This is a genomic window from Leifsonia sp. Soil_N53, from assembly GCF_057655165.1.
Genome location: NZ_JBDGMM010000064.1, coordinates 422,328 through 447,184, shown reverse-complemented (window position 1 = coordinate 447,184; position 24,857 = coordinate 422,328). Strand labels below are relative to the sequence as shown.

General features: G+C 70.6%; 20 protein-coding genes. 13 read left to right on the top strand and 7 right to left on the bottom strand.

Translation table 11 applies throughout. The annotated features are described in order from the left end of the window. Window positions 1–83: 83 nt before the first annotated feature. From AC3A3H_RS15635 to AC3A3H_RS15625, 3 genes are read left to right on the top strand one after another with little or no spacing between them, the layout of a single operon-like run. A complete protein-coding gene (locus AC3A3H_RS15635) occupies window positions 84–1,412 on the top strand; it encodes an RNA polymerase sigma factor (protein WP_487615453.1) in 1,329 nt (442 codons plus the stop codon). Between the two features lie 3 nt (window positions 1,413–1,415). After that, a complete protein-coding gene (locus tag AC3A3H_RS15630; protein WP_487615452.1) occupies window positions 1,416–2,690 on the top strand; it encodes a MurT ligase domain-containing protein in 1,275 nt (424 codons plus the stop codon). Further along, window positions 2,687–3,415, top strand: a complete 729-nt coding sequence (locus AC3A3H_RS15625) for a type 1 glutamine amidotransferase (RefSeq protein ID WP_487615451.1) — start codon at window positions 2,687–2,689, stop codon at window positions 3,413–3,415. The genes AC3A3H_RS15630 and AC3A3H_RS15625 overlap by 4 nt, the downstream gene beginning before the upstream one ends. A 22-nt stretch (window positions 3,416–3,437) precedes the next feature. On the opposite strand, the gene AC3A3H_RS15620 is transcribed toward AC3A3H_RS15625, so the two are convergent. From AC3A3H_RS15620 to AC3A3H_RS15610, 3 genes are read right to left on the bottom strand one after another with little or no spacing between them, the layout of a single operon-like run. Next, window positions 3,438–4,514, bottom strand: a complete 1,077-nt coding sequence (locus AC3A3H_RS15620; protein ID WP_487615450.1) for an alanine racemase — start codon at window positions 4,512–4,514, stop codon at window positions 3,438–3,440. Continuing rightward, window positions 4,511–5,260: an alanine racemase gene (locus AC3A3H_RS15615; RefSeq protein WP_487615449.1), complete on the bottom strand. Its 750-nt coding sequence runs from the start codon at window positions 5,258–5,260 to the stop codon at window positions 4,511–4,513. Before AC3A3H_RS15615 ends, AC3A3H_RS15620 begins: the two co-directional genes overlap by 4 nt. 34 nt (window positions 5,261–5,294) lie before the next feature. After that, on the bottom strand, window positions 5,295–5,531 hold the full coding sequence (locus AC3A3H_RS15610) for a DUF7455 domain-containing protein (RefSeq protein ID WP_055915732.1): 237 nt from the start codon (window positions 5,529–5,531) through the stop codon (window positions 5,295–5,297). A 224-nt stretch (window positions 5,532–5,755) separates the two neighbouring features. Between AC3A3H_RS15610 and AC3A3H_RS15605 the strand changes: the two genes are divergently transcribed. Further along, a complete protein-coding gene (locus AC3A3H_RS15605; protein ID WP_487615448.1) occupies window positions 5,756–7,840 on the top strand; it encodes a DNA gyrase/topoisomerase IV subunit B in 2,085 nt (694 codons plus the stop codon). Between the two features lie 136 nt (window positions 7,841–7,976). Here AC3A3H_RS15605 and AC3A3H_RS15600 read toward each other — a convergent pair whose 3' ends face one another. Beyond that, complete coding sequence (locus AC3A3H_RS15600; protein WP_487615447.1) at window positions 7,977–10,451, bottom strand: DNA gyrase/topoisomerase IV subunit A; 2,475 nt, start codon at window positions 10,449–10,451, stop codon at window positions 7,977–7,979. 87 nt (window positions 10,452–10,538) lie between these two features. On the opposite strand from AC3A3H_RS15600, the gene AC3A3H_RS15595 reads away from it, so the two are divergent. Then, window positions 10,539–11,663 carry an alkaline phosphatase family protein gene (locus AC3A3H_RS15595; protein WP_487615477.1) on the top strand — a complete coding sequence of 375 codons (1,125 nt, stop codon included), beginning with the start codon at window positions 10,539–10,541 and terminating at the stop codon, window positions 11,661–11,663. A gap of 16 nt (window positions 11,664–11,679) precedes the next feature. On the opposite strand, the gene sepH is transcribed toward AC3A3H_RS15595, so the two are convergent. Further along, the gene (gene sepH, locus AC3A3H_RS15590; protein WP_487615446.1) at window positions 11,680–12,852 is read right to left on the bottom strand and encodes a septation protein SepH; all 1,173 of its coding nucleotides are present in this window, start codon (window positions 12,850–12,852) and stop codon (window positions 11,680–11,682) included. 205 nt (window positions 12,853–13,057) lie between these two features. On the opposite strand from sepH, the gene AC3A3H_RS15585 reads away from it, so the two are divergent. Then, window positions 13,058–13,351 (top strand): DUF4193 domain-containing protein, encoded by a 294-nt coding sequence (locus AC3A3H_RS15585; protein ID WP_179605681.1) that lies wholly within the window; start codon window positions 13,058–13,060, stop codon window positions 13,349–13,351. Between the two features lie 60 nt (window positions 13,352–13,411). Here AC3A3H_RS15585 and AC3A3H_RS15580 read toward each other — a convergent pair whose 3' ends face one another. Next, complete coding sequence (locus AC3A3H_RS15580; protein WP_487615445.1) at window positions 13,412–13,858, bottom strand: DUF3093 domain-containing protein; 447 nt, start codon at window positions 13,856–13,858, stop codon at window positions 13,412–13,414. 39 nt (window positions 13,859–13,897) lie between these two features. Between AC3A3H_RS15580 and dut the strand changes: the two genes are divergently transcribed. The 6 genes from dut (at window position 13,898) to dxs (ending at window position 23,173) form a co-directional block, all read left to right on the top strand. Next, complete coding sequence (gene dut / locus AC3A3H_RS15575) at window positions 13,898–14,356, top strand: dUTP diphosphatase (RefSeq protein WP_487615444.1); 459 nt, start codon at window positions 13,898–13,900, stop codon at window positions 14,354–14,356. After that, a complete protein-coding gene (locus AC3A3H_RS15570) occupies window positions 14,353–14,991 on the top strand; it encodes a DUF3710 domain-containing protein (RefSeq protein WP_487615443.1) in 639 nt (212 codons plus the stop codon). Before dut ends, AC3A3H_RS15570 begins: the two co-directional genes overlap by 4 nt. Beyond that, on the top strand, window positions 14,988–15,791 hold the full coding sequence (locus AC3A3H_RS15565) for a DUF3159 domain-containing protein (protein ID WP_487615442.1): 804 nt from the start codon (window positions 14,988–14,990) through the stop codon (window positions 15,789–15,791). Before AC3A3H_RS15570 ends, AC3A3H_RS15565 begins: the two co-directional genes overlap by 4 nt. A gap of 27 nt (window positions 15,792–15,818) precedes the next feature. Continuing rightward, the gene (locus tag AC3A3H_RS15560) at window positions 15,819–18,191 is read left to right on the top strand and encodes an HAD-IC family P-type ATPase (RefSeq protein WP_487615441.1); all 2,373 of its coding nucleotides are present in this window, start codon (window positions 15,819–15,821) and stop codon (window positions 18,189–18,191) included. 140 nt (window positions 18,192–18,331) lie between these two features. Next, entirely contained in the window at window positions 18,332–21,142 is a 2,811-nt protein-coding gene (gene acnA, locus AC3A3H_RS15555) for an aconitate hydratase AcnA (protein WP_487615440.1), read from the top strand. 78 nt (window positions 21,143–21,220) lie between these two features. Beyond that, window positions 21,221–23,173, top strand: a complete 1,953-nt coding sequence (gene dxs, locus AC3A3H_RS15550; protein ID WP_487615439.1) for a 1-deoxy-D-xylulose-5-phosphate synthase — start codon at window positions 21,221–21,223, stop codon at window positions 23,171–23,173. Window positions 23,174–23,217: 44 nt separating this feature from the next. Here the strand turns inward: dxs and AC3A3H_RS15545 are convergent, their stop codons facing one another. Then, a complete protein-coding gene (locus AC3A3H_RS15545; RefSeq protein WP_487615438.1) occupies window positions 23,218–23,751 on the bottom strand; it encodes a dihydrofolate reductase family protein in 534 nt (177 codons plus the stop codon). Between the two features lie 72 nt (window positions 23,752–23,823). On the opposite strand from AC3A3H_RS15545, the gene AC3A3H_RS15540 reads away from it, so the two are divergent. Then, window positions 23,824–24,804 (top strand): aldo/keto reductase, encoded by a 981-nt coding sequence (locus AC3A3H_RS15540; protein ID WP_487615476.1) that lies wholly within the window; start codon window positions 23,824–23,826, stop codon window positions 24,802–24,804. The last annotated feature ends 53 nt before the right edge of the window (window positions 24,805–24,857 follow it).

Sequence of the window (24,857 nt, the reverse complement as noted above, 5' to 3'; positions counted from 1 at the left end):
GGTCTTAGTAATGTCCGCACGCGACCTCAGTCGGGCGCACGGCCGGCGCACCACGGCCCCGCTCGATATGAAAGGTGTTCATCATGGCAACCCGTGCAGCAACCAAGGCCCGCGAGGCCGAGGCGGTCGAGGAGACCGAAGAGACCGCTGCGGCCAGCACGCCGGCGGCGAAGAAGACGGCGGCCAAGGCGCCGGCCAAGAAGGCTGCGCCCAAGAAGGCCGCGACCAAGGCCAAGGGCGACGACGACGAGGAGCTCGACGACGACGCCGAGGTCCAGATCGACGTCGACGACGCGGCTGAGGTCGACGACGCCGAGACTGACGAGTCCGCGGAGACCGAGGGCGACGACGCCGAGTCGGACGACGCCGAGGAGTCCGGCCCGAAGGGCGAGAGCGCGGCCGTGCAGGCCGCGGCCGACGCCCCGCTGCCCACCGACGCGCTCGTGCTGCGCGCCGTGGACGAGGACGACGACATCCCCGTGTACTCCACGACCATCACCGGCGCCACCGCCGACCCGGTCAAGGACTACCTCAAGCAGATCGGCAAGGTCCCGCTGCTGAACGCCGCGGAGGAGGTCGAGCTCGCGATGCGCATCGAGGCCGGCCTGTTCGCGGAGGACAAGCTCGCGAACACCCCGAACATGCCCAAGGAGCTCGAGCGCGAGCTGCGCTGGGTCGCCCGCGACGGCCAGCGCGCCAAGAGCCACCTGCTCGGCGCCAACCTGCGCCTCGTGGTGAGCCTCGCCAAGCGCTACACCGGCCGCGGCATGCAGTTCCTGGACCTGATCCAGGAGGGCAACCTGGGCCTGATCCGCGCGGTGGAGAAGTTCGACTACACCAAGGGCTTCAAGTTCTCGACCTACGCCACCTGGTGGATCCGCCAGGCGATCACGCGCGCGATGGCCGACCAGGCCCGCACCATCCGCATCCCGGTGCACATGGTGGAGGTCATCAACAAGCTCGCCCGCGTCCAGCGGCAGATGCTGCAGGACCTCGGCCGCGAGCCCACCCCGGAAGAGCTCTCGAAGGAGCTCGACATGACCCCGGAGAAGGTCATCGAGGTGCAGAAGTACGGTCGCGAGCCCATCTCGCTGCACACGCCGCTCGGTGAGGACGGCGACAGCGAGTTCGGCGACCTGATCGAGGACACCGAGGCGGTCGTGCCGGCCGACGCGGTCGGGTTCACCATGCTGCAGAAGCAGCTGGAGAGCCTCCTCGACTCCCTGTCCGAGCGCGAGGCGGGCGTGATCCGCATGCGCTTCGGCCTGGGCGACGGCATGCCGAAGACGCTCGACCAGATCGGCGACACCTTCGGCGTGACGCGGGAGCGCATCCGGCAGATCGAGTCGAAGACGATGGCGAAGCTGCGCCACCCGTCCCGCTCGCAGTCGCTGCGCGACTACCTCGAGTAAACGGTGCGCTATCGACTGGCGGTCATCGCCGGCCGCCTCGCCCGCTGGCTGCTGCGCCTGCGGGGAGGCGGCTCCGCGGTGCCGGGACGGGTCGCGCTCGCTATCGCGCCGAAGTTCCTGGAGCGCGCGGTCAGCCGCCTCCCGCTCGGCGTCGTGTTCGTCTCCGGGTCGAACGGCAAGTCGACCACCACGAACATGCTCACGGCGATCCTGCGCGAGCACGGGCTGAACGTCTTCACCAACCCGTCCGGCGGCAACCTGCCGCAGGGCATCGCCTCCGCTCTGCTAGCCGACGTGCCGCTGGACGGCTACGTGCGCGGCGACGTCGGGGTGATCGAGGTGGACGAGGCGTACGGTGTCGACCTCGCGACCGTCCTGAAGCCGCGCGGCTCCCTGCTGCTCAACGTGCAGATCGACCAGCTCAACCGGTTCTTCGAGCCGACCAGGGTGATCGGGATGCTGCGCACCATCGCCGAGCGGTCCAGCGAGTTCGTCGTGGTGAACGCCGACGACGAGAGCCTGGCCCGCGTCGGCGCGGAGCTCGCCGCCTACGGGCGCGACGTGACGACGTTCGCTGTGGCCCCCGCCATCATCGAGTCGTCGCCGAACGGGCTCGCCAACGTGGCGGACCTGTCCGGAGTCGCAGCGGGCGCCCTCCCCGTGCCCGCGGTGTTCGTGAGCAAGCTCGAGACGCAGAGCGCGCAGCTCACGATGGGCGGCGAGTCCATCCGGATCGGTCTGCCCGCGCGCGGCCTGCATTACGCGGTGGACGCCGCCGGCGCGACCGCGATGGCCCGCCGCGTTCTCGGCGAGCGTTTCACGCCCGAGGCGGTGGTCGCCGCGATGAGCTCGCTGCGCACGGTCTACGGCCGCGGCGAGACCCTGCGGGTCGGCGACGAGGACATCGAGATCATCATGATGAAGAACCCGCCGAGCCTCCAGCTGAACCTCGACTACCTGAGCCACACCCCGGAGCAGGTCTTCGTCGCGGTCGACGAGGGCACCCCCGACCCGTCCTGGGTGTACGACACCGACCTCTCCAAGCTCGAGCACGTCGACATCGTGTCCGGCACGAAGGCGTGGCAGTTCGCGACCCGGTTCGCCTACGCGGGCATCGAGGTCGACCAGGTGATGCCGGAGCTCAAGCCCGCGCTGCAGGCGTTCCTCGCACTCCCCAAGCCGTCGCGCGGCACCAAGACGATGATCGTCAACTACGAGCAGATGATGGCGATCCGCAAGCAGCTCGGCTTCCTCGACCTCGAAGGCGGCGACAAGTGACCGTCCTCCGCATCCTGCACCTCTACCCGAAAGAGCTCGGGATCAACGGCGACGGCGGCAACGTGCTCGCCCTGGCCGAGCGCGCGCGCTGGCGCGGGGTGGACGTCGACGTCGTGGAGCACCGGCCGGGCGCCGAGCTCCCGGCCAGCGCCGACCTCGTGCACATCGGCTCCGGTCCGCTGTCGTCGCAGCGCGCCGTGGCGGGCGACGTGGCGCGGATCGCGCCGCTGCTGCGCCAGTGGCGCGACGCCGGCGTGCCGATCCTCGCGATCGCGGGCGGCTGGCAGCTCCTCGGCGAGGAGATCGAGACCCCGGACGGCGAGATCTTTGCCGGCGCCGGCGTCTTCCCGACCCGCGCGGTGCTGGGCCCGCGTCGGCACGTCGCCGAGGTCGTCGTCCGGATGCGCGACGGGGTCGCGCTCGCCGGGTTCGAGAACCATTCGGCCACGACGACGCTCACCGCCGACGCGTCAGGCGCGGCACCGCTCGGCGACGTCGTGAGCGGTTTCGGCAACGGCGACCAGACGGAGGGCGTCCTGCTCGGGAACGCGATCGGCACCCACCTGCACGGCCCGGTCCTCCCGATGAACCCGGTGCTGGCCGACCGGATGCTGCAGAGCGCGCTGCGCGGCGAGCTGCCGCCGGTGCCGCAGACCGAGCGCGTCGACCGCTACGCCGCGAACGCACGCCGCGCCATCGCCGCGCGCCTCGGCGTCGCGCTCTGACCGAGTCCGTTCGCGCGGGCGCTCAGCCCACGTAGACGCGGGGGACGCGGGTCGCCACGCCGGTGATCATCTCGTCGGCGATGGTCTTGGCCCAGTCCGCGTACTTCTCGGCGGTGACCGAGCCGTCGAGGCCGGAACCGAACAGGACCGCGGTGTCGCCGACGGCGACGCGGGCCGCACCGGTGTCGACGATCATCGTGTCGACGTCCACCTCGAGCACAGGGCAGCGCTGCCCGGCGAGGAGAACGGAGGTCTTCGCGATGCCGAGCACCGGGACGCCGTCGCCGTAGCCGATCCCGAGGCGGGCGCGCGTCGTGCCGCCGACGTGCACCTCCACGACGGGCGCCTCCAGCCGCATGACGGCCTCCAGCCCGAGCTCGGTTCCTGTGCGGTCGTCGAACGGCGAGTAGCCGTAGGCGGCGATGCCGAACCGGACCAGGTCGAAGCGGGCCTCCGGCATCCGGATGCCGGCCGAGCTCGCCGCGAGGTGCAGGATCTCGAACCGGGCCCCGCGCTCCTCGGCCTCGGCGACCGCATCGCGGAACTCCGCGAGCGCGGCTTCGTCGTCGGCGATGGAGGCGTCGGCCAGGTGTGACCAGGCGGCGCGGATCCGCACGACTCCCGCTCGCTCGAGTTCCAGCGCGGCGTCGATGAGCTGCGGCCACTGCTCGCGCGTGGCGCCGTTGCGGCTGAGCCCGGTGTCCACTTTGAGGTGGACGATGGCGGGCCGGTCGGCGCCGGCGGCCGCGATGGCCTCCAGTTGCCAGAGCGCCGAGATGCCGAGTTCGATCTCGGCCTCGATGGCCGCGCGCCAGTCGGTGTCGTCGCCGTGCAGCCAGGCCAGCACGGGGACGGTGATCCCGGCGCTGCGCAGGACGAGACCGGCGGAGGCCTCCAGCACGGCGAGAGAGGTGGCGCCCGCCTCGAGCCCGGCCTCGGCGATCGGCAGCAGGCCGTGCCCGTAGGCGTCCGCCTTGACCGCGAGCATGGTCTCGGCCGGCGCGATCAGCCGGGTGAGGTGCGCAACGTTCCTCCGCAGCGCGCCGAGGTCGATGACTGCGCGGGGAAGCGGCTCCGCGATCGCGTCCACGATGGTCACGGTGCGCTCCTGTCCGTCCGGTGCCCGTACGACCGCTCGATGCGGCGGCCCAGCCGGCTCGTGATGACCGGTGCGGCGACGCGGAGCGCGGCCTCCCAGTCGAGCACGGACGGCTCGCCGCGCGACGGGTCGCCGAACAGCACCACCGGGTCGCCGGGCCGAGCCTCGGCGTCGCCGATGTCCACGACGAACTGGTCCATCGCGATGCGGCCGGTGATCCGGCCGGTGGTCTCCCCGACCAGCACGGGCGCCTTGTTGGAGGCGACGCGCAGGATGCCGTCGGCATAGCCGAGCGCGACCAGCACGAGCGTGCTGGGGCGGGCGGTGCGGTAGGTGTAGCCGTAGGAGACGCCGCGGTCGGCGCCGACGCGCTTGACCGCGATGATCTCGCCGGTCAGGCGCAGCGCGGGGGTGACGCCTGCGGCATCGGTCAGGCCCAGCAGCTCGGGGCCGAGCAGGTGGGCGGGGCCGCTCGCGTGCCGACCGGCCGGGAAGCCGACGGTGACGGGCAGCGGGATGCCCTCGTCGGCGATCGCCGCGGCATCCTCCACCCGGGAGACGAGAAAACCGCCGACCTCCGCGTCGGTCAGCGCCCGGGCGACGGGGATGAGCCCGTGCCCGTACGCGTCCGCGCGGAGATCGGCGGTGCAGTCGGGGAGCGGCGCGGTGGCCGCGGTGGTGGCGTTCGAGCGGATGATGTCGAGGTCGACGAATGCGCGTCTGCGCACGCCGGTGGCCCCTGCCATCGCTCGATCAGCCGCTTCGCGTGAGTCGCGGAGCCTAGGCGCGCTGCTCTTCGAAGAGACGAGCGGTCTCGTCGTGCCAGCTGTGCGCGATCTGCGAGAGCTTCTCCTGGTGCTTCTTGCCGTGGTGGGCGCAGAAGAGGAGTTCGCCGTTGTTGACGACGACGCGGATGTACGCCTGAGCGCCACAGCTGTCGCAGCGATCCGCGGCCGTCAGTTGCGGCCCCGACTCGAGCTCGTCAACCGCACCGTTCTCCGAGGTGATAGTAGACATGTGATGCTCCTTTCCGTCGCAACCGGTGAACTCGGTACGTCTATAGAACCACGTAATTCCTGTGACGAGGCGCGTATCGGCTGCTATTTCGCTCAACGCGTAGCCTCGGGGCCCATGGGTGTCGGGACGGGGATCACCTCGGGCAGCACGTAACCTGGAGGATGCACGGCATGCGGATCGCGCGCCGGCACCCGGAACCACCGCACGGAACACAAGGAGCGCTCGTGGCGAGCTCGGACTATTCGGCGAGGCACCTCTCGGTGCTGGAGGGCCTGGAGGCCGTCCGCAAACGCCCAGGCATGTACATCGGCTCCACCGACTCCCGCGGACTCATGCACTGCCTGTGGGAGATCATCGACAACTCCGTGGACGAGGCCCTCGCCGGGCACGGCACGGCGATCGAGGTCATCCTGCACGCGGACGACAGCGTCGAGGTGCGCGACACGGCACGCGGCATCCCGGTCGATGTCGAGCCCAAGACCGGCCTGACCGGGGTGGAGGTCGTCTTCACCAAGCTGCACGCGGGCGGCAAGTTCGGCAGCGGCTCCTACGCGGCGTCGGGCGGCCTCCACGGCGTCGGCGCGTCGGTCGTCAACGCGCTCTCGGAGCGGCTCGACGTCGAGGTCGACCGCGACGGCAAGACCTGGGCGATGTCCTTCCACCGCGGCGAGCCCGGCGTGTTCGACGACGGGAAGGCCGCGCCGAGCCCTGACGCGACGTTCTCGCCCTTCGTCAGCGGCAGCGAGCTGCGGGTCGCCGGCAAGGTCGCCAAGGGCAGGACCGGCACGCGCATCCGCTACTGGGCTGACCGGCAGGTGTTCACGTCCGGTGCCGAGTTCTCGGTGGACGACCTCGTCGGGCGGGCCAGGCAGACGGCGTTCCTCGTTCCCGGCCTCGCCATCACGATCGACGACCAGCGCTCGGCCGACGGCGAGCGGACCACCTTCAGCTACAGCGGCGGCATCTCCGAGTTCGCGGACTTCCTGGCTCCCGACAGCCCGATCACCGAGACCTGGCGACTGACCGGAGAGGGCCACTTCACCGAGACGGTGCCGGTGCTCTCCGACGGCGGCGCGATGGTGCCGACCGAGCTCAGGCGCGAGTGCCAGGTCGACATCGCGCTGCGCTGGGGGACCGGCTACGACACCGTGATGCGCTCGTTCGTCAACATCATCGCGACCCCGAAGGGCGGCAGCCACCAGACCGGCTTCGACCAGGGACTCCTCAAGTTCCTGCGTCAGCAGGTGGAGCTCAACGCGCGCCGGCTCAAGGCGGGCACGGACAAGCTGGAGAAGGATGACGTGATGGCCGGGCTCACGGCGGTGCTGACCGTGCGCCTCCCCGAGCCGCAGTTCGAGGGCCAGACCAAGGAGGTCCTCGGCACGCCGGCCGTGCGCACGATCGTCGCCAACGTCATCCAGAAGACCCTCGCCGAGCGCTTCGCGTCGACCAAGCGCGACGACAAGGCGCAGTCGGCGCTCGTGCTGGACAAGGTCGTCGCCGAGATGAAGTCCCGGATCTCGGCCCGCGCCCACAAGGAGACGCAGCGGCGCAAGAACGCCCTGGAGACGTCGTCCCTGCCGGCCAAGCTGGTGGACTGCCGGTCGAGCGACGTGGCGAACAGCGAGCTGTTCATCGTGGAGGGCGACTCGGCCCTCGGCACCGCCCGGCGTGCGCGCGACAGCGAGTACCAGGCACTGCTGCCGATCCGCGGCAAGATCCTGAATGTGCAGAAGGCGTCGGTCTCCGACATGCTCTCCAACGCGGAGTGCGCGGCCATCATCCAGGTGATCGGCGCGGGCTCCGGGCGCTCGTTCGAGCTGGGCTCGGCGCGGTACGGCAAGGTCATCATCATGTCGGACGCGGATGTCGACGGCGCCCACATCCGGACGCTGCTGCTGACGCTGTTCTTCCGCTACATGCGGCCGATGATCGAGGAGGGCCGGGTGTTCGCGGCCGTGCCTCCGCTGCACCGGGTGGTCGCGGTCAACCCGGGCTCGAAGCCGAACGAGACGATCTACACGTACTCCGAGGCGGAGCTGCAGGCCGTGCTCGCCGACCTCAAGAAGCGCGGCAGGAAGTACCAGGAGCCCATCCAGCGCTACAAGGGCCTCGGCGAGATGGACGCGGACCAGCTCGCGACAACGACGATGGACCGCGCCCACCGCACGCTGCGGCGCGTGCGCGTCTCGGACGCGGAGGCGGCCAACCGCGTCTTCGAACTGCTGATGGGCAACGACGTCGCCCCGCGCAAGGAGTTCATCATCGCCGGAGCCGACGACCTCTCCCGCGCCCGCATCGACGCCTGACGTCCCCAACGGAGGACATCCACAGCGACACGCCGCCAAAACGCACGCAACGGAGGAGATCAGGGCCGGTGCGGGGCGGATCTCCTCCGTTGGCTGCCGGCGCGCCGGGGCCGGAGGCGGATGTCCTCCGTTGGGGTCAGGCCAGGCGGCGGCCGAGGGAGCCGACGACCATGTCGAGGGGGGTGCCGGAGCCGTCGCGGCGCGCGCCGCCCTCGGGGAGGACGCGGGCGGAGCCGTCGGTGCCCACGGCCAGCGCGGGCGCGGCGCCCACCCAGGCGAGCGCGAGCTCGGTCTCGCCCTTGAGGAAGCGCTGCGCGCGGACGCCGCCGGTCGCGCGGCCCTTGGCCGGGAACTCCGCGAAGTCGCTCACCTTGCCGCTGCCGGGGTCGGCGCCGGGGAGGGTCTGGTCGCTGACCGCGATCGTGACGACAACGGCCTCCTCGCGCTCCGCGGCCTCCACCGCCCCGAAGAACACCACGCGGGCGTCGCCGGACAGGTTGATGCCGGCCATGCCGCCGGCCGCGCGGCCCTGCGGGCGCACCGACCCGGCGGAGAACCGCAGCAGCTGGGAGTCGCTGGCGACGAACACCAGCTCGGCGTCGTCTGTCGACTGCACCGCGCCGACGACCGCGTCGCCGGGCTTCAGCGAGATGACCTCGAACTCGGGCTTGTTGGCCCAGTCGCCCGGCGTCACCCGCTTGACCACGCCCAGCCGGGTGCCGAGCGCGATCGCGAGCGGCGCGTCCAGGGAGACCAGCGCCAGCACCCGCTCCTTGCGGTCGGCCAGCGCGAGGTAGTCGCCCACCTTCACGCCGGCGCCCAGCTGCACGGAGTTGAGCGGGGCGGCCGGGAGGTCGACCGGGGAGAACCGGATGAGCCGCCCGCGGTCGGTGACCGCACCGATCTCGCTGCGGCTCGTCGTGTCGAGCCGCGACAGGATGGCGTCGTGCTTGCTGCGGCGCGCCGGCGGCTGGATGCGGTCCAGCCCTTCGCCCTCCGCAGCTCCCGCGTCGACGCGGAGGATGCGCCCGGTGGTCGACAGGTAGACCCGGCACGGGACGTCCGCGACCTCCAGCTGCACCGTCATCGCCTTGCTGCGCGAGCCCGCGCCGGCGATCGACGGCTTGGCCTCGGTGAGCAGCGTACGGCGCGGGGTGCCGAACTTCGCGGCGACCTGCTCCAGCTCGTCGGACACCAGGCTCTCGATGCGCGCGCGGCTGCCGAGGAGCTCCTCCAGCTCGGCGATCTCGGCCCGGAGCTGGTCGCGCTCGGTCTCCAGCTCGATGCGGGAAAACCGGGTCAGCCGGCGCAGCCGCAGCTCGAGGATGTAGTCGGCCTGCAGTGTGCTGAGGTCGAACACCTGCTGCAGCCGCGTGCGTGCCTGATCGGTGTCGTCGGAGGTGCGGATGACCTGGATGACCTCGTCGATGTCGAGGATCGCGATGAGGAGGCCCTCGACCAGGTGCAGCCGCTCCTTGCGACGCGCGAGCCGGAACTCCGAGCGCCGGGTGACGACGCTGATCCGGTGGTCGAGGTAGACGCGCAGCAGCTCGCGCAGCCCGAGGGTCTGCGGTCCGCCCGCCACGAGGGCGACGTTGTTGATCGAGAAGCCCTCCTCCAGCGGAGTGTGCCGGTAGAGCTGCTCCAGCACCGCCTCCGGGCTGAACCCGGTCTTGATGCCGATGACGAGCCGCAGGCCGTGCTGCCGGTCGGAGAGGTCGGTCACGTCGGAGATGCCGTTCAGCTTCTTCGCGTTGACGCCGTCCTTGATCTTCTCGATCACGCGCTCCGGGCCGACCCCGTAGGGCAGCTCGGTGACGACCAGGCCGCTCTTGCGGGCGGTGATCGACTCGACGCCCACCTTGGCGCGCATCTTGAAACTGCCGCGCCCTGTCGCGTAGGCGTCACGCACGCCCGCGAGGCCCGCGATGGTGCCGCCGCTCGGGAGGTCGGGGCCGGGGACGTAGTCCATCAGCTCGTCGAGGGTGGCCTCCGGGTTGGCCAGGAGGTGGCGGGCGGCGCCCACGACCTCCACCAGGTTGTGCGGGGCCATGTTGGTGGCCATGCCGACCGCGATGCCGCTGGCGCCGTTGACCAGGAGGTTCGGGAACGCGGCGGGCAGCACGTCGGGCTGCAGGAGCTGGTTGTCGTAGTTGGGGACGAAGTCGACGACGTCCTCGTCCAGGTCCTCCGTGAGCGCGAGCGCGGCGGCGGCGAGGCGAGCCTCGGTGTAGCGGGCGGCGGCCGGGCCGTCGTCGAGCGAGCCGAAGTTGCCGTGGCCGTCGACCAGCGGCACGCGCAGGGTGAAGTCCTGGGCCATGCGCACGAGCGCGTCGTAGATGGCGCTGTCGCCGTGCGGGTGCAGCTTTCCCATCACCTCGCCGGTGACGCGCGCCGACTTGACGTGGCCGCGGTCGGGGCGCAGGCCCATCTCGGTCATCATGTAGAGGATGCGCCGCTGCACGGGCTTCAGGCCGTCGCGCGCGTCGGGGAGCGCCCGCGAGTAGATGACGGAGTACGCGTACTCCAGGAACGAGCCCTGCATCTCGGTCGTGACGTCGACGTCTTCGATGCGTTCGGTTGTTGGGGCCTGATCGTCTGCTGGTGTCATTCGTGCATTCGGTGGTGGGGCGGCAGGAGGCGCGGGTTCGACGGCTCCCGTCCGTCCAGCTGTGACAGACTGGCCCGGATGCCCCCCATGCTACCGGCCGCGTTCACCACCCGAGCGAGCCTCGCCACGGTTCTGCCGAGTTGTCTGCGGGCGCTGCGCGGCGAGGGGAACGACCTCGGCCTCCCTCCGCTGGAGCACGCCGTCGTCGTGGTGGTCGACGGGCTCGGCGCCGCCGCGCTGCGGGCGCGCGAGGGACACGCCAGGACGCTCGCCTCCCGGCTCGGCAAGACCACGACGATCGACGCCGGCTTCCCAACCACGACGGCCGCGGCGCTCGCGACGCTCACGACCGGGACGACGCCGGGCGAGCACGGGCTCGTCGGCTACCGGGTGCGCGACGACGCCGGCAGGCTGACCAACCAGCTCAACGGCTGGGACGACCGGATGGACCCCGCGACCTGGCAGCGCGCCGAGACGGTGTTCGAGCGCGCGGCGGCCGACGGCGTCGCGTCCCGGGCGATCGGCGTGCCCGCGTACGCCGAATCCGGCTTCACGCGCGCCGTGCTCCGTGGGGCTGAGTTCATCGGCGGCAAGACGATGGCCGACCGCTTCGACATCGCACGCGCGGTACTCGGCACGCCGGGGCCGGCGCTGACTTATCTGTATGTCGCCGAGCTCGACCAGGCCGCCCACGCGCGCGGCTGGGAGTCGCCGCGCTGGACGGCCGAGCTGGAGACGCTGGACGGGCTGATCGCGGCGCTGGCGGCCTCCCTCGGCCCCGGGCAGGGCGTCCTGGTGACCGCCGATCACGGCATCGTCGACATCCCGGAGAGCGGGCATGTGCTCTTCGACACCGCGCCCGAGCTGCTGGAAGGCGTGGCGGAGGTGGCGGGGGAGCCGCGGATGCTGCACCTCTATACCGGCGCGGACGCGAGCCCGGACGATGTCGCCGCGCGCTGGCGCGAGGTGGAGGGCGGCCGCTCCTGGGTCGCGACGCGCGACGAGGCGATCGCCGCGGGCTGGTTCGGGCCGGTCGTCGTCCCCGAGGTGGCGCCGCGGATCGGGGACGTGCTGGTCGCCGCCCGCAAGCGGATCGCCTACTACGACTCGCGCGACCCGCAGCGCACCGGGCGCAGCATGATCGGCCAGCACGGCTCGCTCACGGCCGAGGAGACGCGGGTGCCGCTGCTGCGGTTCGGGGCGGCGGAGTAGCGGCAGCGAGCCGGCGTCAGGCCAGGTCGTCGTCCGTGCGCGCGCCGAAGACGATCTCGTCCCAGCTCGGCATCGCGGCGCGGCCCTTACGGCGGCCGCCGGAGACCGGGGTCTGCTCCTGCGTCGAGGACAGCGGCGTCGGCGGCGTCGGGGTCGGCGCACCGGAGGCCGGCGCGGCCGGCGGCGGCCCGAACTCCTCGATCACGGTGATCGACTCCTCGATCACGCGGAACGGCATCACCGGGTCGAGCAGAGTGGGCTGCTCGACCTGCTCGTGGCGGCTGCCGCGCTCGGTGCGCTCGGTGTGGTCGTTCCGCGCGGCGGGTTCGTCGTAGCCTGCGGCCTCGCGCTCGCCCCGGCGTCGGCGCAGGGCCTCCAGCAGGTCGGCGGTCTGGTGCAGGTCGCGCGGCGTCTCGTCCGCGCGCTTGATCGCCGAGATCGCGATGGAGTTGCTGGCGCGGCCGGGAGTGTGCGGCTCCAGCGGTTCGAGCGGCTGGGTGACCTCGGGGCCGAGCAGGTCCACGCCGGGAGTGGGGAAGGTGAACGCTCCGCTGTCGAAGCGGGAGGAGTCCGGCTCGCCCTCGTGCGGGAGGACGGCGCGCAGCCGCGGGATGAGCGCGCCGCCGCGCAGCTCGCCGGCCTGGGAGAGCGTGGTCGCCTCCGAGTTCAGCGGCGCGAGCGCGTGCTTGCGGAGGTCGTAGCTCCAACGCGCGTCGTGGTCGATCTCGTCGGCGGTGAACTCGAGCTTGACGATCCAGCCGGTCTCGATGTCCTTCCAGCTCGCCCAGCGCTCGCCGGAGACTCCGAGCGAGGCGAGGCGGTCGCGGATGACTGAGCCGAACGTGTCGGGCTCGCCCAGCGGGTCGACCTCGGCGGCGGTGCGCACCGGGACGCTGAGGGCGCTCGCGACCACGTGCTCGCGCTCGGCGACGATCGGGCCCTCGAAGCGCTGGACGTAGTCCAGCGGCGCGTTGGTGACCGCCGCGACGTCCTCGGCGGACATTCCGGAGCGGATGTGCGCCTGGATCTCCCGCGGGGAGAGTTTGGGGGCTTCGGCGGAGACCTGCTGCCGCACCTGCCGGATCTTCGACTGAAGCGTGTCGTCGACGGCGATGCGGAAGCGTTCACCGTCGTCGCCGACGGCGACGATGGCACCGTTCTCGACCCCGATGACCTTCAAATCCTGCATTGTGATGCCTTCCGAGCTCGCGTTCGTTCCGGCCCAGAATGCCACGAGAACGGGGGACTTCCGGGGAATACCCCGGGCGTGCCGGAAGTTGAACACCGAGCAAACGCTGAGAGGCTCCTGCGTGGTTTTGCTATTCGCAGGCGATTGATGCAAACTATGGCCGCCGATTGCGAGAATCGGCCGTTACGACGAGAAGTGGATGGGCATGGCAACGGATTACGACGCACCGCGGAAGACCGAGGACGACTCCGAGTCGATCGAGGCCCTCAAGGAGCGAGTTCCGGACAAGATGTCTGGCGTCGTCGACGTCGAAGACGCCGACAACCCGGGCGGCTACGAGCTCCCCGGTGCCGACCTCTCGGACCTCGACCTCGATGTCGTGGTGCTGCCTCCCCAGGCGGACGAGTTCACCTGTGTGAGCTGCTTCCTGGTGAAGCACCGCTCGCAGATCGACCACGAGACCAAGCTCGGGCCGATCTGCATGGAGTGCGCCGCCTGACCGACGCGCTGCACCGCTCCGACGCCGAGCGGCCCCACTCCCAGCACTGCTGAGGAGGGGCTAGAGCGGACGTCGGGCCTCATCGAGAACCCGGACCAGCTGGTCCGGGTTTCTTGTCGAGATGAGCCAGTAGGGCGCCGGATCGTCGACGTCCAGCACGGGCACCTTCACGACCGGCTTGATCCAGCCGCGGATCAGCAGCCATGCGCGCGCGTCGAGCCGCTGGCCGCGCTCCATCGTGGCCTCCTCGCCGGAGAACGACTGCGGCTCGCCGATGAACTCCAGCGGAATCCTCGCGTGTCCGGCGGTCAGCTCCGCCGTCGTCACCCGGATGACCGGCGCCGAGACGAGCAGCGCGATCACGATCGCCGCGTAGAACACGATCGCCAGCACGACGCCGACGGCGAAGTTGATCGGGGCGAAGACGAGCATCACGGCGGGCACGACGAGGATGGTGGAGATGAAGAGCCAGGGGGTCGCCCAGAGCCGTTCTCGGTAGAGGTCCATGGGACTATTCGATCATCCTTCGTGCACTACCCTCGACACGTGACCGAAACCGTGGACGTCCCGATCATCGCCGAGCGCCTCCCCGTGTACGCCCACCCCGGTGACGCGGGCGCCGACCTGTGCGCGGCGGAGGCCGTCAGCCTGGCCCCGGGGGAGCGGCACACCGTGCCCACCGGCGTCTCGATCGCCCTCCCGGAGGGCTACCTCGGCTTCGTCGTGCCGCGCAGCGGACTCGCCATGCGCCACGGCATCACCATCGTGAACGCGCCGGGCACCGTGGACGCGGGCTACCGCGGCGAGATCAAGGTGACCGTCCTGAACACGGACAGGTCGATGACGTACGATATCGCCGTCGGCGACAGGATCGCGCAGCTGATCGTCATGCCGGTCGCGCAGGCCCGGTTCATCCCCGTCGACACCCTCCCGGACAGCCACCGCGGCAGCGCGGGCTTCGGCTCGTCCGGTTATACCGTCACCCAGGCAGGAGAGCACGCTTGACCGACAGCATCGACACCCCCGGCGAGGCCGAGCCTCAAGACGCGGAGAAGTCCGCGCCGGAGGATCGGGAGACGGAGGGTCCCCTCGACGACAGCGAGGCGAACCCCGTCCGTCCCTACGTCGACCTCGGCGGTGTGAAGATCCTGCCGCGCGAGGGCCTCCACCTCCGTCTAGAGGTCGAGGAGGAGTCGCAGCGCGTCGTCGCCGTCGGCCTGGACTACGCGAACTCGACGCTGCAGGTGCAGCCGTTCGCCGCTCCGCGCTCCACGGGACTGTGGCACGAGATCCGCATCCAGATCGCCGAGCAGGTGCAGCGCCAGGGCGGCCGCGTGAGCGAGCGCGACGGCGTGTTCGGCCCAGAGCTGGTCGCCGAGATCCCCGTGGCACCGCCGCAGGGTGCACCGGGCGAGACCCGAGTGGCGCGCTTCGTCGGCGTCGACGGCCCGCGCTGGTTCCTGCGCGGCGTGATCGCCGGCGACGCCGCGGTCAAGCCGGACGCCGCAGCCCTCGTCGAGGACCTCTTCCGCAGCATCGTCGTCGTCCGGGGCAACACCCCGATGCCGCCGCGCGACCTCATCCCGCTGCGCATGCCGTCGGCCCCGAGCACCGGGGACAGCGGATACAGCTCGCTGTGAGCGGTGGACGCGACGTGACCGACCAGCACGACCAGCAGCACGACCCCGAGCCGGCGCAGCCCGACGATCAGGAGCGCGACCAGGTCGCCTCCACGCTCGGCGAGAGCCTGGCGAAGGCGGCACGCAACTCGGGAATGGGCCAGCTCGTCGACGGCGAGACGCCGACCGGCACGGCACTGCTCTCCGCCCTCGGCGGCGTGCGCGGCCTGCTGGAGACGATCGTCCCCGGCCTCGTGTTCCTCGTCATCTTCACGTTCACGCAGAACGTCCCGCTGTCGATCGGCGTCTCGGTCGGCGTCGCGGTCGTATTCACTGTGGTCCGGATCGTCGGCAAGACGCCCGTCACGCAGGCCCTCGCCGGCCTGATCGGCGTCGGCCTCTCCGCGATCTTCGCGCTCATCACCGGTCGCGGCGAGGACAACTTCATCCTCGGCATCTGGACGAACGCCGCGTACGCCGCCGCCCTCCTCATCTCGATCCTGGTGCGCTGGCCGCTGATCGGCCTCGCGGCGGGCTACCTGATGGGCGACGGGCTGGCCTGGCGCTCGGTGAAGTCGAAGTTCCGGGTCATGCAGGCGCTGACCTTCCTCTGGTTCCTGCTCTTCGCCGCGCGGCTGCTCGTGCAGGTACCCCTTTATCTGGCGCACACCGACGCGGCGACCAGCGCGCTGGCGCTGACGAAGCTGCTGATGGGCGTCCCGCTCTACGCGCCGCTGCTGCTGATCACCTGGTTCGTGGTGAAGGGGCAGTTCCCGCAGAAGCCGTCGTCGCCGAAGCCTCAGGGCACCAGCGCCGGTTAGGCGCACAACCGTCCAGGAGGGGGCAGGATGCTCGACGCGCAGACCAGGGAGGGCCTGAGCGCCGCGCAGGTGGCGGAGCGCCACGCGGACGGCCGGGCCAACCTCCAGCGTCAGCCGGGGTCGCGCTCGCTCGCCGACATCCTGCGCGAGAACATCTTCACGCTGTTCAACGGCATCCTGACCGGCTGCTTCATCGCCGTGCTGCTGCTCGGCGACCTGCGGGACGGCTTCTTCTACGGGGTCGTCGTCGTCAACGCCCTGATCGGCATCGTGCAGGAGCTGCGGGCCAAGCGCGTGCTCGACCGGGCGGCGCTGCTCGCGGCGCCGGAGAGCCGGGTCAGGCGCGACGGGGAGGTCGTCGCGATCGCCCTGGAGGACGTCGTGCTCGACGACCTGCTCGTGCTGCGCCCCGGCGACCAGATCCCTGCCGACGCGGTCGTCGCCGAGAGCACCGGGCTCTCCCTCGACGAGTCGATGCTGACGGGGGAGTCCGACCCGGTCTTCAAGGACGAGGGGGCCCAGCTGCTCTCCGGCTCGCACGTCGCCACCGGGACCGGCTACGCGATCGTCACGGCCGTGGGCGCCGACTCGTACGCGAGCAAGCTGACCAGCGAGATCCGCCGCCACTCGCTCGTCCACTCGGAGCTGCGCGACGCGACCAACCGCATCCTGGTCTACCTGTCCTGGATCCTCGGCCCGATCATCCTGGTGACGATCATCGGCCGCGTGCTGGCGTACGGCGGCTTCGAGGCGCTCTTCACCGACGCGCGCTGGCGGCGGGCGCTGCTCGACGCGGTCGCGGCCGTGGTCGGGATGATCCCCGAGGGGCTGGTGCTGCTGACCAGTCTCGCGTTCGGCGTCGCCGCGATCCAGCTCGCCGCGCGCAAGGTGCTCGTCCAGGAGCTCGCGGCGGTGGAGGTGCTCGCCCGCGTCGACGTGCTCTGCCTGGACAAGACCGGCACGCTCACCACCGGGGAGCTGGTGCTGGAGGGGACCGAGCCGATCGGCGACGTCCCCGCCGAGCTCGCCGAGATCGCCCTCGCGGCGTTCGGCGCCGACGAGACCGGGAACGCGACCTCCGGGATCCTCTCGACGCGGTTCCGCAGCGACCGGTTCCGGGTCGAGCGGCGCATCCCGTTCAGCTCCGCCACCAAGTACAGCGGACTGGTCATGCGCGTGGAGGACGAGGAGAGCTCGTGGGTGCTCGGCGCGCCAGAGCGGGTGCTCGCCGGGCACGAGGAGGCGCTGCGCCGGGCGACGGCCGTCGCGTCGAGCGGGCGCAGGACGCTCGCGCTCGCCCGCGCCGTCGACCCGCTCCCGCACGGCGCACACGTGCCGCTCGGCGACGTGCGGGTGCAGCCCGCGCTGCTCGTCGTGCTGGGCGAGACGCTGCGGCCGGAGGCGCCGGAGACGCTCGGCTACTTCAGCGAGCAGGCCGTGCGGGTGGTGGTGATGTCGGGCGACAACCCCGTGACGGTGGCCGCCATCGCCCGGGCGCTCGATCTGGAGGGGGAGGCCGTGGACGCCTCCACTCTGCTGACCGACGACGACCTGGCCGCCGCCCTGGAACGGTCCAGCGTCTTCGGCCGGGTCAGTCCGGAGCAGAAGCGCACGGCGGTCGGACTGCTGCAGCGCCAGGGCCGGACGGTCGCGATGACCGGCGACGGCGTCAACGACGCCATGGCGATCAAGGACGCGAACCTCGGCATCGCGATGGGGACCGCCACCGCGGCGACCAAGGCCGTCTCCCGGCTCGTGCTGCTCGACGACCGGTTCGACCGGCTGCCGGACGTGCTGGCCTCGGGGCGCCGGGTCATCGCCAACGTCGAGCGGGTCTCGAACATCTTCCTGGCGAAGACCGTCTACGGCATCCTGCTCGCGCTGTTCAGCGCCGTGGTGCTGTGGCCGTTCCCGTTCCTGCCGCGCCAGCTGACGCTGGTCTCGACGCTCGCCATCGGCATCCCGTCGTTCTTCCTCGCGCTGGCGCCGAACAAGCGCATCTACACGCCGGGGGTGCTCTCGCGCATCCTGCGGTACTCCATCCCGACCGGCGTCATCGCGGGGGTGACCGCGGTCGTGGCGTACGCGCCGCTGCACCGGTCGGTCCCGCTGCATGAGGCGCGCAGCGTGACGACGGTCGCGCTGTTCTGCGTGTCGCTATGGATCCTCTGCGTGCTCACCCGGCCCCTCACGACCTGGCGCTGGTTCCTGCTCGGCGGGGTGGTGGCGGCGTTCGTGCTGGTGTGCGTCATCCCGGCCACGGCGACCTTCTTCGAGATGCACCTGACGCTCGACACGGCGCTGCTCTGGGGGATCGCGGTGGGCGCCGTCGGGTCGGCGGGAATCGAGCTGTTCTACCGGTTCGCCCGGCGGCGCGGCCTGGTGTTCGACCGGGTCTGAACGTGCTAGATTTTATCTCGACGTCAAGATACTTTCAGGAGCCGACCGCTTAGGCTTGCCTTGCTGGAAACACGCGTCGACGCACGACCAAGATGGATGAGGCTCGCGGGACATCGCCTGCCGACGAAGGAGAAGGCACAGTGTCAGCTGTAAACACTTTCGGTGCGAAGAGCACCCTGACGGTGGGGTCGAAGGACTACACGATCTTCAAGATCGACACGGTCGACGGCTATCAGAAGCTCCCGTTCAGCCTCAAGGTGCTGCTGGAGAACCTGCTGCGCACCGAGGACGGCGCCAACATCACCGCCGACCACATCACGGCCCTCGGCAGCTGGGACCCGCAGGCGGAGCCCGACACCGAGATCCAGTTCACCCCGGCCCGCGTCATCATGCAGGACTTCACCGGCGTGCCCTGCATCGTCGACCTCGCCACCATGCGCGAGGCCGTGTCCTCCCTCGGCGGCGACCCGGACAAGATCAACCCGCTCGCCCCGGCCGAGATGGTCATCGACCACTCCGTCATCGCCGACCTCTTCGGCACCGAGGACGCGCTCGAGCGCAACACCGACATCGAGTACGAGCGCAACGGCGAGCGCTACCAGTTCCTGCGCTGGGGCCAGACGGCATTCGACGACTTCAAGGTCGTCCCGCCGGGCACCGGCATCGTCCACCAGGTGAACATCGAGTACCTGGCCCGCGTCACGATGACCCGCGAGGTCGGCGGCGAGCTCCAGGCGTACCCCGACACCTGCGTCGGCACCGACTCGCACACCACCATGGTCAACGGCCTCGGCGTGCTCGGCTGGGGCGTCGGCGGCATCGAGGCCGAGGCGGCCATGCTCGGCCAGCCGGTGTCCATGCTCATCCCCAAGGTCGTCGGCTTCAAGCTCACCGGCGCCATCCCGACCGGCGTGACCGCGACCGACGTCGTGCTCACCATCACGCAGATGCTGCGAAAGCACGGCGTGGTCGGCAAGTTCGTGGAGTTCTACGGCGCCGGCGTCGCGGAGGTCCCGCTAGCGAACCGCGCCACCATCGGCAACATGAGCCCGGAGTTCGGCTCCACGGCCGCGATGTTCCCGATCGACGACGTCACCCTCGACTACCTGCGCCTCACCGGTCGCAGCGAGGAGCAGGTCGCCCTGGTCGAGCAGTACTCGAAGGCGCAGAGCCTGTGGCACGACCCGGCCAGCGAGCCGGTGTTCTCCGAGTACCTCGAGCTCGACCTCTCGACGGTCGTGCCGTCCATCGCCGGCCCGAAGCGTCCGCAGGACCGCATCGAGCTGAGCGTGGCCAAGACGCAGTTCGAGAAGGACCTCACCGACTACGCGGACATCTCGCACGACCTGGTCGACCTGACGATCTCGGAGTCCTTCCCGGCGTCCGACCCGGGCGAGCTCCAGCCGGAGGACGGCCACAGCCACCACGTGCACACGCACCACAGCCACGCGCCCAAGTCGGCCTCCAACCCGACCCCGGTGACGCTCGGCGACGGCACGGACTTCGTGATCGATCACGGCGCGGTCGCCATCGCCGCGATCACCTCGTGCACGAACACGTCGAACCCGTCGGTCATGCTGGCCGCCGGCCTCCTGGCCCGCAACGCGGCCGCGAAGGGCCTCAAGGCCAAGCCGTGGGTGAAGACCACGCTGGCCCCGGGCTCCAAGGTCGTCACCGACTACTACGAGAAGGCCGGTCTCACCAAGGACCTGGAGGCCCTCGGCTTCTACACGGTCGGCTACGGCTGCACCACCTGCATCGGCAACTCGGGCCCGCTGCTCGACGAGATCTCGCAGGCGGTCAACGACAGCGACCTCGCCGTCACGGCCGTCCTCTCGGGCAACCGGAACTTCGAGGGCCGGATCAACCCCGACGTCAAGATGAACTACCTGGCGAGCCCGCCGCTGGTCATCGCCTACGCGCTCGCCGGCTCGATGAACTTCGACTTCGAGGTCGACCCGCTGGGCACCGACGCCGACGGCAACGACGTCTTCCTGAAGGACATCTGGCCGGACACCGCCGAGGTCCAGCAGACGATCGACTCCTCCATCAACGAGGGGATGTTCGTCCACCAGTACGCCTCGGTGTTCGAGGGCGACGAGCGCTGGAAGTCGCTGGCGACCCCGACCGGCTCGGTCTTCGAGTGGGACGAGAAGTCGACCTACGTGCGCAAGCCCCCGTACTTCGAGGGCATGACGCTGGAGACCACCCCGGTCAGCGACATCACCGGCGCGCGCGTGCTGGCGAAGCTGGGCGACTCGGTCACCACCGACCACATCTCGCCCGCCGGCTCCATCAAGGCGGACAGCCCGGCCGGCCAGTACCTCAACGAGCACGGCATCGACCGCAAGGACTTCAACTCGTACGGCTCGCGCCGCGGCAACCACGAGGTGATGATCCGCGGCACGTTCGCGAACATCCGGCTGCGCAACCAGTTGCTCGACGGCGTCGAGGGTGGCTACACGCGTGACTTCACTCAGGCCGACGCCCCGCAGTCGTTCATCTACGACGCATCGCAGAACTACCAGGCGCAGGGCACCCCGCTCGTCGTGCTCGGCGGCAAGGAGTACGGCTCCGGCTCGTCGCGCGACTGGGCGGCGAAGGGCACCAGCCTCCTCGGCGTCCGCGCGGTCATCACCGAGAGCTTCGAGCGCATCCACCGCTCGAACCTGATCGGCATGGGCGTGGTCCCGCTGCAGTTCCCGGCCGGCGAGAACGCCGAGTCGCTGGGGCTGGACGGCACCGAGTCGTTCTCGATCACCGGGCTGGAGGAGCTCAACGAGGGCCGCACGCCGAAGACCGTGCACGTCGTCGCCGAGCCCACCGAGCACTCGCCCGCGGGCAAGCAGGTCGTCGAGTTCGACGCGGTGGTGCGGATCGACACCCCCGGTGAGGCCGACTACTACCGCAACGGCGGCATTCTGCAGTACGTGCTGAGGAGCCTGGTGTAACCAGACTGTTGTCAAGGGGAGGCTCGGGATCGTCGGTTCCGAGCCTCCTCGGATTCACACGGTTCTACACTGAAATCCATGAGCATCCTCGAAACCATCCACGGGCCGCGTGATCTGGACCGGCTCACGGAACGAGAGCTCGATCGGCTCGCCGCCGAGGTGCGGGCGTTCCTGGTCGCCAACGTCGCCAAGACCGGCGGGCACCTGGGCCCGAACCTCGGGGTGGTGGAGACGACGATCGCCATCCACCGCGTGTTCGACTCGCCGCGCGACGCGATCGTCTTCGACACCGGGCACCAGTCGTACGTGCACAAGCTGCTCACCGGCCGCCAGGACTTCTCCCGGCTGCGCCAGAAGGGCGGCCTCGCCGGCTACCCGCAGCGCTCCGAATCGGAGCACGACATCGTCGAGAGCTCGCACGCCTCGTCGTCGCTGAGCTGGGCGGACGGCATCTCGCGCGCGTTCGAGATGACCGGTCAGAACGACCGGCACGTGATCGCCGTGGTCGGCGACGGCGCACTCACCGGCGGGATGACGTGGGAGGCGCTCAACAACATCTCCGACGACAACAACCGCCGGCTGATCATCGTCGTCAACGACAACGGCCGCTCGTACGCCCCGACCATCGGCGGTATGGCGCGGTTCCTCAACACGGTGCGCACCCGGCGCGGCTACCGCAGCCTCTACCTCAGCAGCCGCAAGGCGTTCGACAAGCTCGGCACCCCCGGTCAGTCGCTGTACCGCGGCATCCGGGGCGGCCTGCACGGCTTCCTCAGCCGCTTCTCGAACAACGAGTCGCTGTACTCCAACCTCGACATCAAGTACATCGGGCCGGTGCACGGTCACGACATCGCGGCGATGGAGGAGGCGCTGCGCCAGGCGAAGAACTACGGGGCGCCCGTCATCGTGCACGCGATCACGCAGAAGGGCCGCGGCTACGAGCCCGCGCTGCGCGACGCCGCCGACCAGTTCCACGCCGTCGGCCAGATCGACCCGGAGACCGGCGAGCCGATCGAGAGCTCGACCGGGCAGAGCTGGACGGGCGTGTTCTCCGACGAGATCGTGAAGCTCGCCGAGAAGAACCCGAAGATCGTCGGTATCACCGCCGCCATGCTGCGGCCGACCGGCCTCCACAAATTCGCGGAGCGGTTCCCCGACCGCGTGCACGACGTCGGCATCGCCGAGCAGCACGCGGCGACGAGCGCTGCGGGGCTCGCCTATGGCGGCCTCCACCCCGTCGTCGCGATCTACGCGACCTTCATCAACCGTGCGTTCGACCAGGTGCTGATGGACGTCGCGCTGCACAAGGCGGGCGTCACGTTCGTGCTCGACCGCGCCGGGGTGACCGGTCCGGACGGGCCGAGCCACCACGGGATCTGGGACCTGGCGATCCTCCAGGTGGTCCCGAACATCCGGCTCGCGGCGCCGCGCGACGGCTCCCGGTTCCGCGAGGAGCTGGCGGAGGCCGTTGCAGTCGACGACGGGCCCACCGTGCTGCGCTTCCCGAAGGGCAACGTGCAGGCGGACATCCCGGCCGTGCGGCGGCTGGAGGACGGCGTGGACGTGCTGCGCGAGTCGGACAGCAAGGACGTCCTGCTCGTGACCGTCGGCCCGATGGCCGACCTCGGCCTGAAGGTCGCGGAGCGGCTCGCGGCGCAGGGCATCGGCGCGACCGTCGTGGACCCGCGCTGGGTGGTCCCGGTGCCGCGCAGCATCCTGAGCCTGGCCGCGGACCACCGCATCGTCGTGACGATCGAGGACGGCATCCGGGTCGGCGGGATCGGCACGCGCGTGCGCCAGGACCTCCGCGAGGCCGGGATCGACACTGCGGTCGACGAGCTCGGGCTGCCGGATGCCTTCATCGATCACGCGACGCGCACCGAGATCCTGGACGAGGCGGGCCTCACCCCGCAGAAGATCGCGCGCGACCTGGTCGCGCAGGTGCTGGGCAGCCGCATCCCGATCGCCCGGCCGCTCCCCGCGGAGGAGCCCGTCGAGCAGGACGCCCCCGCCAAGAAGCGCCGCGCCTAGCCCCGATCTCCGCCGCCCCTCCTCGACGGGATGGGAGGTGGGGGTTAGGCGAAGCGGTAGATGTGTTCTACTGCGCCCGAGGGGAACGTTTTCGTGCTGGAGAGCACGAGCGGGCGGCTGGCGTCAGCGACCGGCAGCAACGGCTTGCCCGAGCCGACGAGCACCGGCACGTAGGTGACGTGCAGTTCGTCGATCAGGCCGCGGTCGGCGAACTGGGCCGCCAGCGCGCCGCCGCCGACCATCCACACGTCGCGGTCGTCGGCAGCCTCGCGCAGCTCCGCGTCGAGCTGGGCGATGTCGCCGGAGAAGAACGTCACGTCGGCGCCCTCCGGCACCGGCAGCGCACGGTGCGTGACCACCCAGGTGGGGATGTCGCTGTACGGCCATGGCCCCTGCTCGCCGAGGACGAACTCGTAGGTCGTCGCGCCCATCACGAGCGCGCCGATGCCCGAGACGAAGTTCTGGTAATGCTCGTCGAACTCCTCGAAACCGAACTGCATGAGCCACTCGATGCGGTCGTGCACGTCGGCGATGAACCCGTCGATGGAGGAGGCGACGTAGTACTTGGTGAGGGCCATGTCGCGACCGTACCAGGCGCCGGGGACAGGGAACGTGATGATGCCGGACGGGTTTATCGTGAGGGTATGACGTTGATGACGACAACACTCGGTACGGAGAAGCTCGAGGTCTCGCGACTCGGCCTGGGCTGCATGGGCATGAGCGCGTTCTACACGGGCGCCGGAGCCGACGACGCCGGATCGATCCGGACCATCCACCGCGCGATGGACCTCGGGGTCACCTTCTTCGACACCGCCGAGATCTACGGCCCGTACACGAACGAGGAGCTGCTGGCCCGGGCCTTCGCCGGCGGCCGCCGCGACAAGGTCGTCATCGCGACCAAGTTCGGCACCATCCTGCACCGGTCGACGAACGAGCGCGGGATGGACGGCTCGCCCGAGAACGTGCGCCTGTCGGTGGAGGGCTCGCTGAAGCGACTGCAGACCGACCACATCGACCTCTACTACCAGCACCGGATGGACCCCGCCACGCCGATCGAGGAGACCGTCGGCGCGCTCGCGGAGCTCATCGAGGAGGGCAAGATCCGGCACTACGGGCTGTCGGAGGCCGCGCCGGAGACGATCGTGCGCGCGAATGCGGTGCACCCGGTGACCGCGGTGCAGACCGAGTACTCGCTGTGGACGCGCGACCCGGAGGCGGAAGTGCTGCCGACCGTCCGCGAGCTCGGCATCGGCTTCGTGCCGTACTCGCCGCTCGGCCGCGGCTTCCTCACCGGATCCATCCGCTCGCTCGACCAGCTCGCCGAGGACGACTTCCGCCGCTTCAACCCGCGCTTCGAGGGCGACAACCTGGAGGCCAACATCCGCATCGTGCAGCAGGTCGACGCGGTCGCCCGCGAGGCCGGCGCGACGCCGGGCCAGGTGGCGCTCGCCTGGCTGCTGTCGCGCGGCGACGATCTCGCTCCCATCCCGGGCACGCGCCGGGTGGAGAACCTGGAGCAGAACGTCGCGGCAGCAGACCTGGACCTCACGCCCGAGCAGCTCGCGCGCCTGGACGCCGTCGCCGCGCCGGTCGGGGACCGTTACGCGGACATGAGCCCGCTCAACCGGTAAGCCGTCACCGAGGGGCACGTAGTTGTCACTTTTCGGGTCGAGAAGTGACAACA

Bases quoted from the DNA above. Each gene is read 5' to 3' on its own strand.
- AC3A3H_RS15635 (WP_487615453.1), top strand. From the start codon at position 84: ATGGCAACCCGTGCAGCAACCAAGGCCCGCGAGGCCGAGGCGGTCGAG.
- AC3A3H_RS15615 (WP_487615449.1), bottom strand. From the start codon at position 5,260: ATGGCAGGGGCCACCGGCGTGCGCAGACGCGCATTCGTCGACCTCGAC.
- AC3A3H_RS15610 (WP_055915732.1), bottom strand. From the start codon at position 5,531: ATGTCTACTATCACCTCGGAGAACGGTGCGGTTGACGAGCTCGAGTCG.
- AC3A3H_RS15600 (WP_487615447.1), bottom strand. From the start codon at position 10,451: ATGACACCAGCAGACGATCAGGCCCCAACAACCGAACGCATCGAAGAC.
- AC3A3H_RS15595 (WP_487615477.1), top strand. From the start codon at position 10,539: ATGCTACCGGCCGCGTTCACCACCCGAGCGAGCCTCGCCACGGTTCTG.
- sepH (WP_487615446.1), bottom strand. From the start codon at position 12,852: ATGCAGGATTTGAAGGTCATCGGGGTCGAGAACGGTGCCATCGTCGCC.
- AC3A3H_RS15585 (WP_179605681.1), top strand. From the start codon at position 13,058: ATGGCAACGGATTACGACGCACCGCGGAAGACCGAGGACGACTCCGAG.
- AC3A3H_RS15580 (WP_487615445.1), bottom strand. From the start codon at position 13,858: ATGGACCTCTACCGAGAACGGCTCTGGGCGACCCCCTGGCTCTTCATC.
- AC3A3H_RS15560 (WP_487615441.1), top strand. From the start codon at position 15,819: ATGCTCGACGCGCAGACCAGGGAGGGCCTGAGCGCCGCGCAGGTGGCG.
- dxs (WP_487615439.1), top strand. From the start codon at position 21,221: ATGAGCATCCTCGAAACCATCCACGGGCCGCGTGATCTGGACCGGCTC.
- AC3A3H_RS15545 (WP_487615438.1), bottom strand. From the start codon at position 23,751: ATGGCCCTCACCAAGTACTACGTCGCCTCCTCCATCGACGGGTTCATC.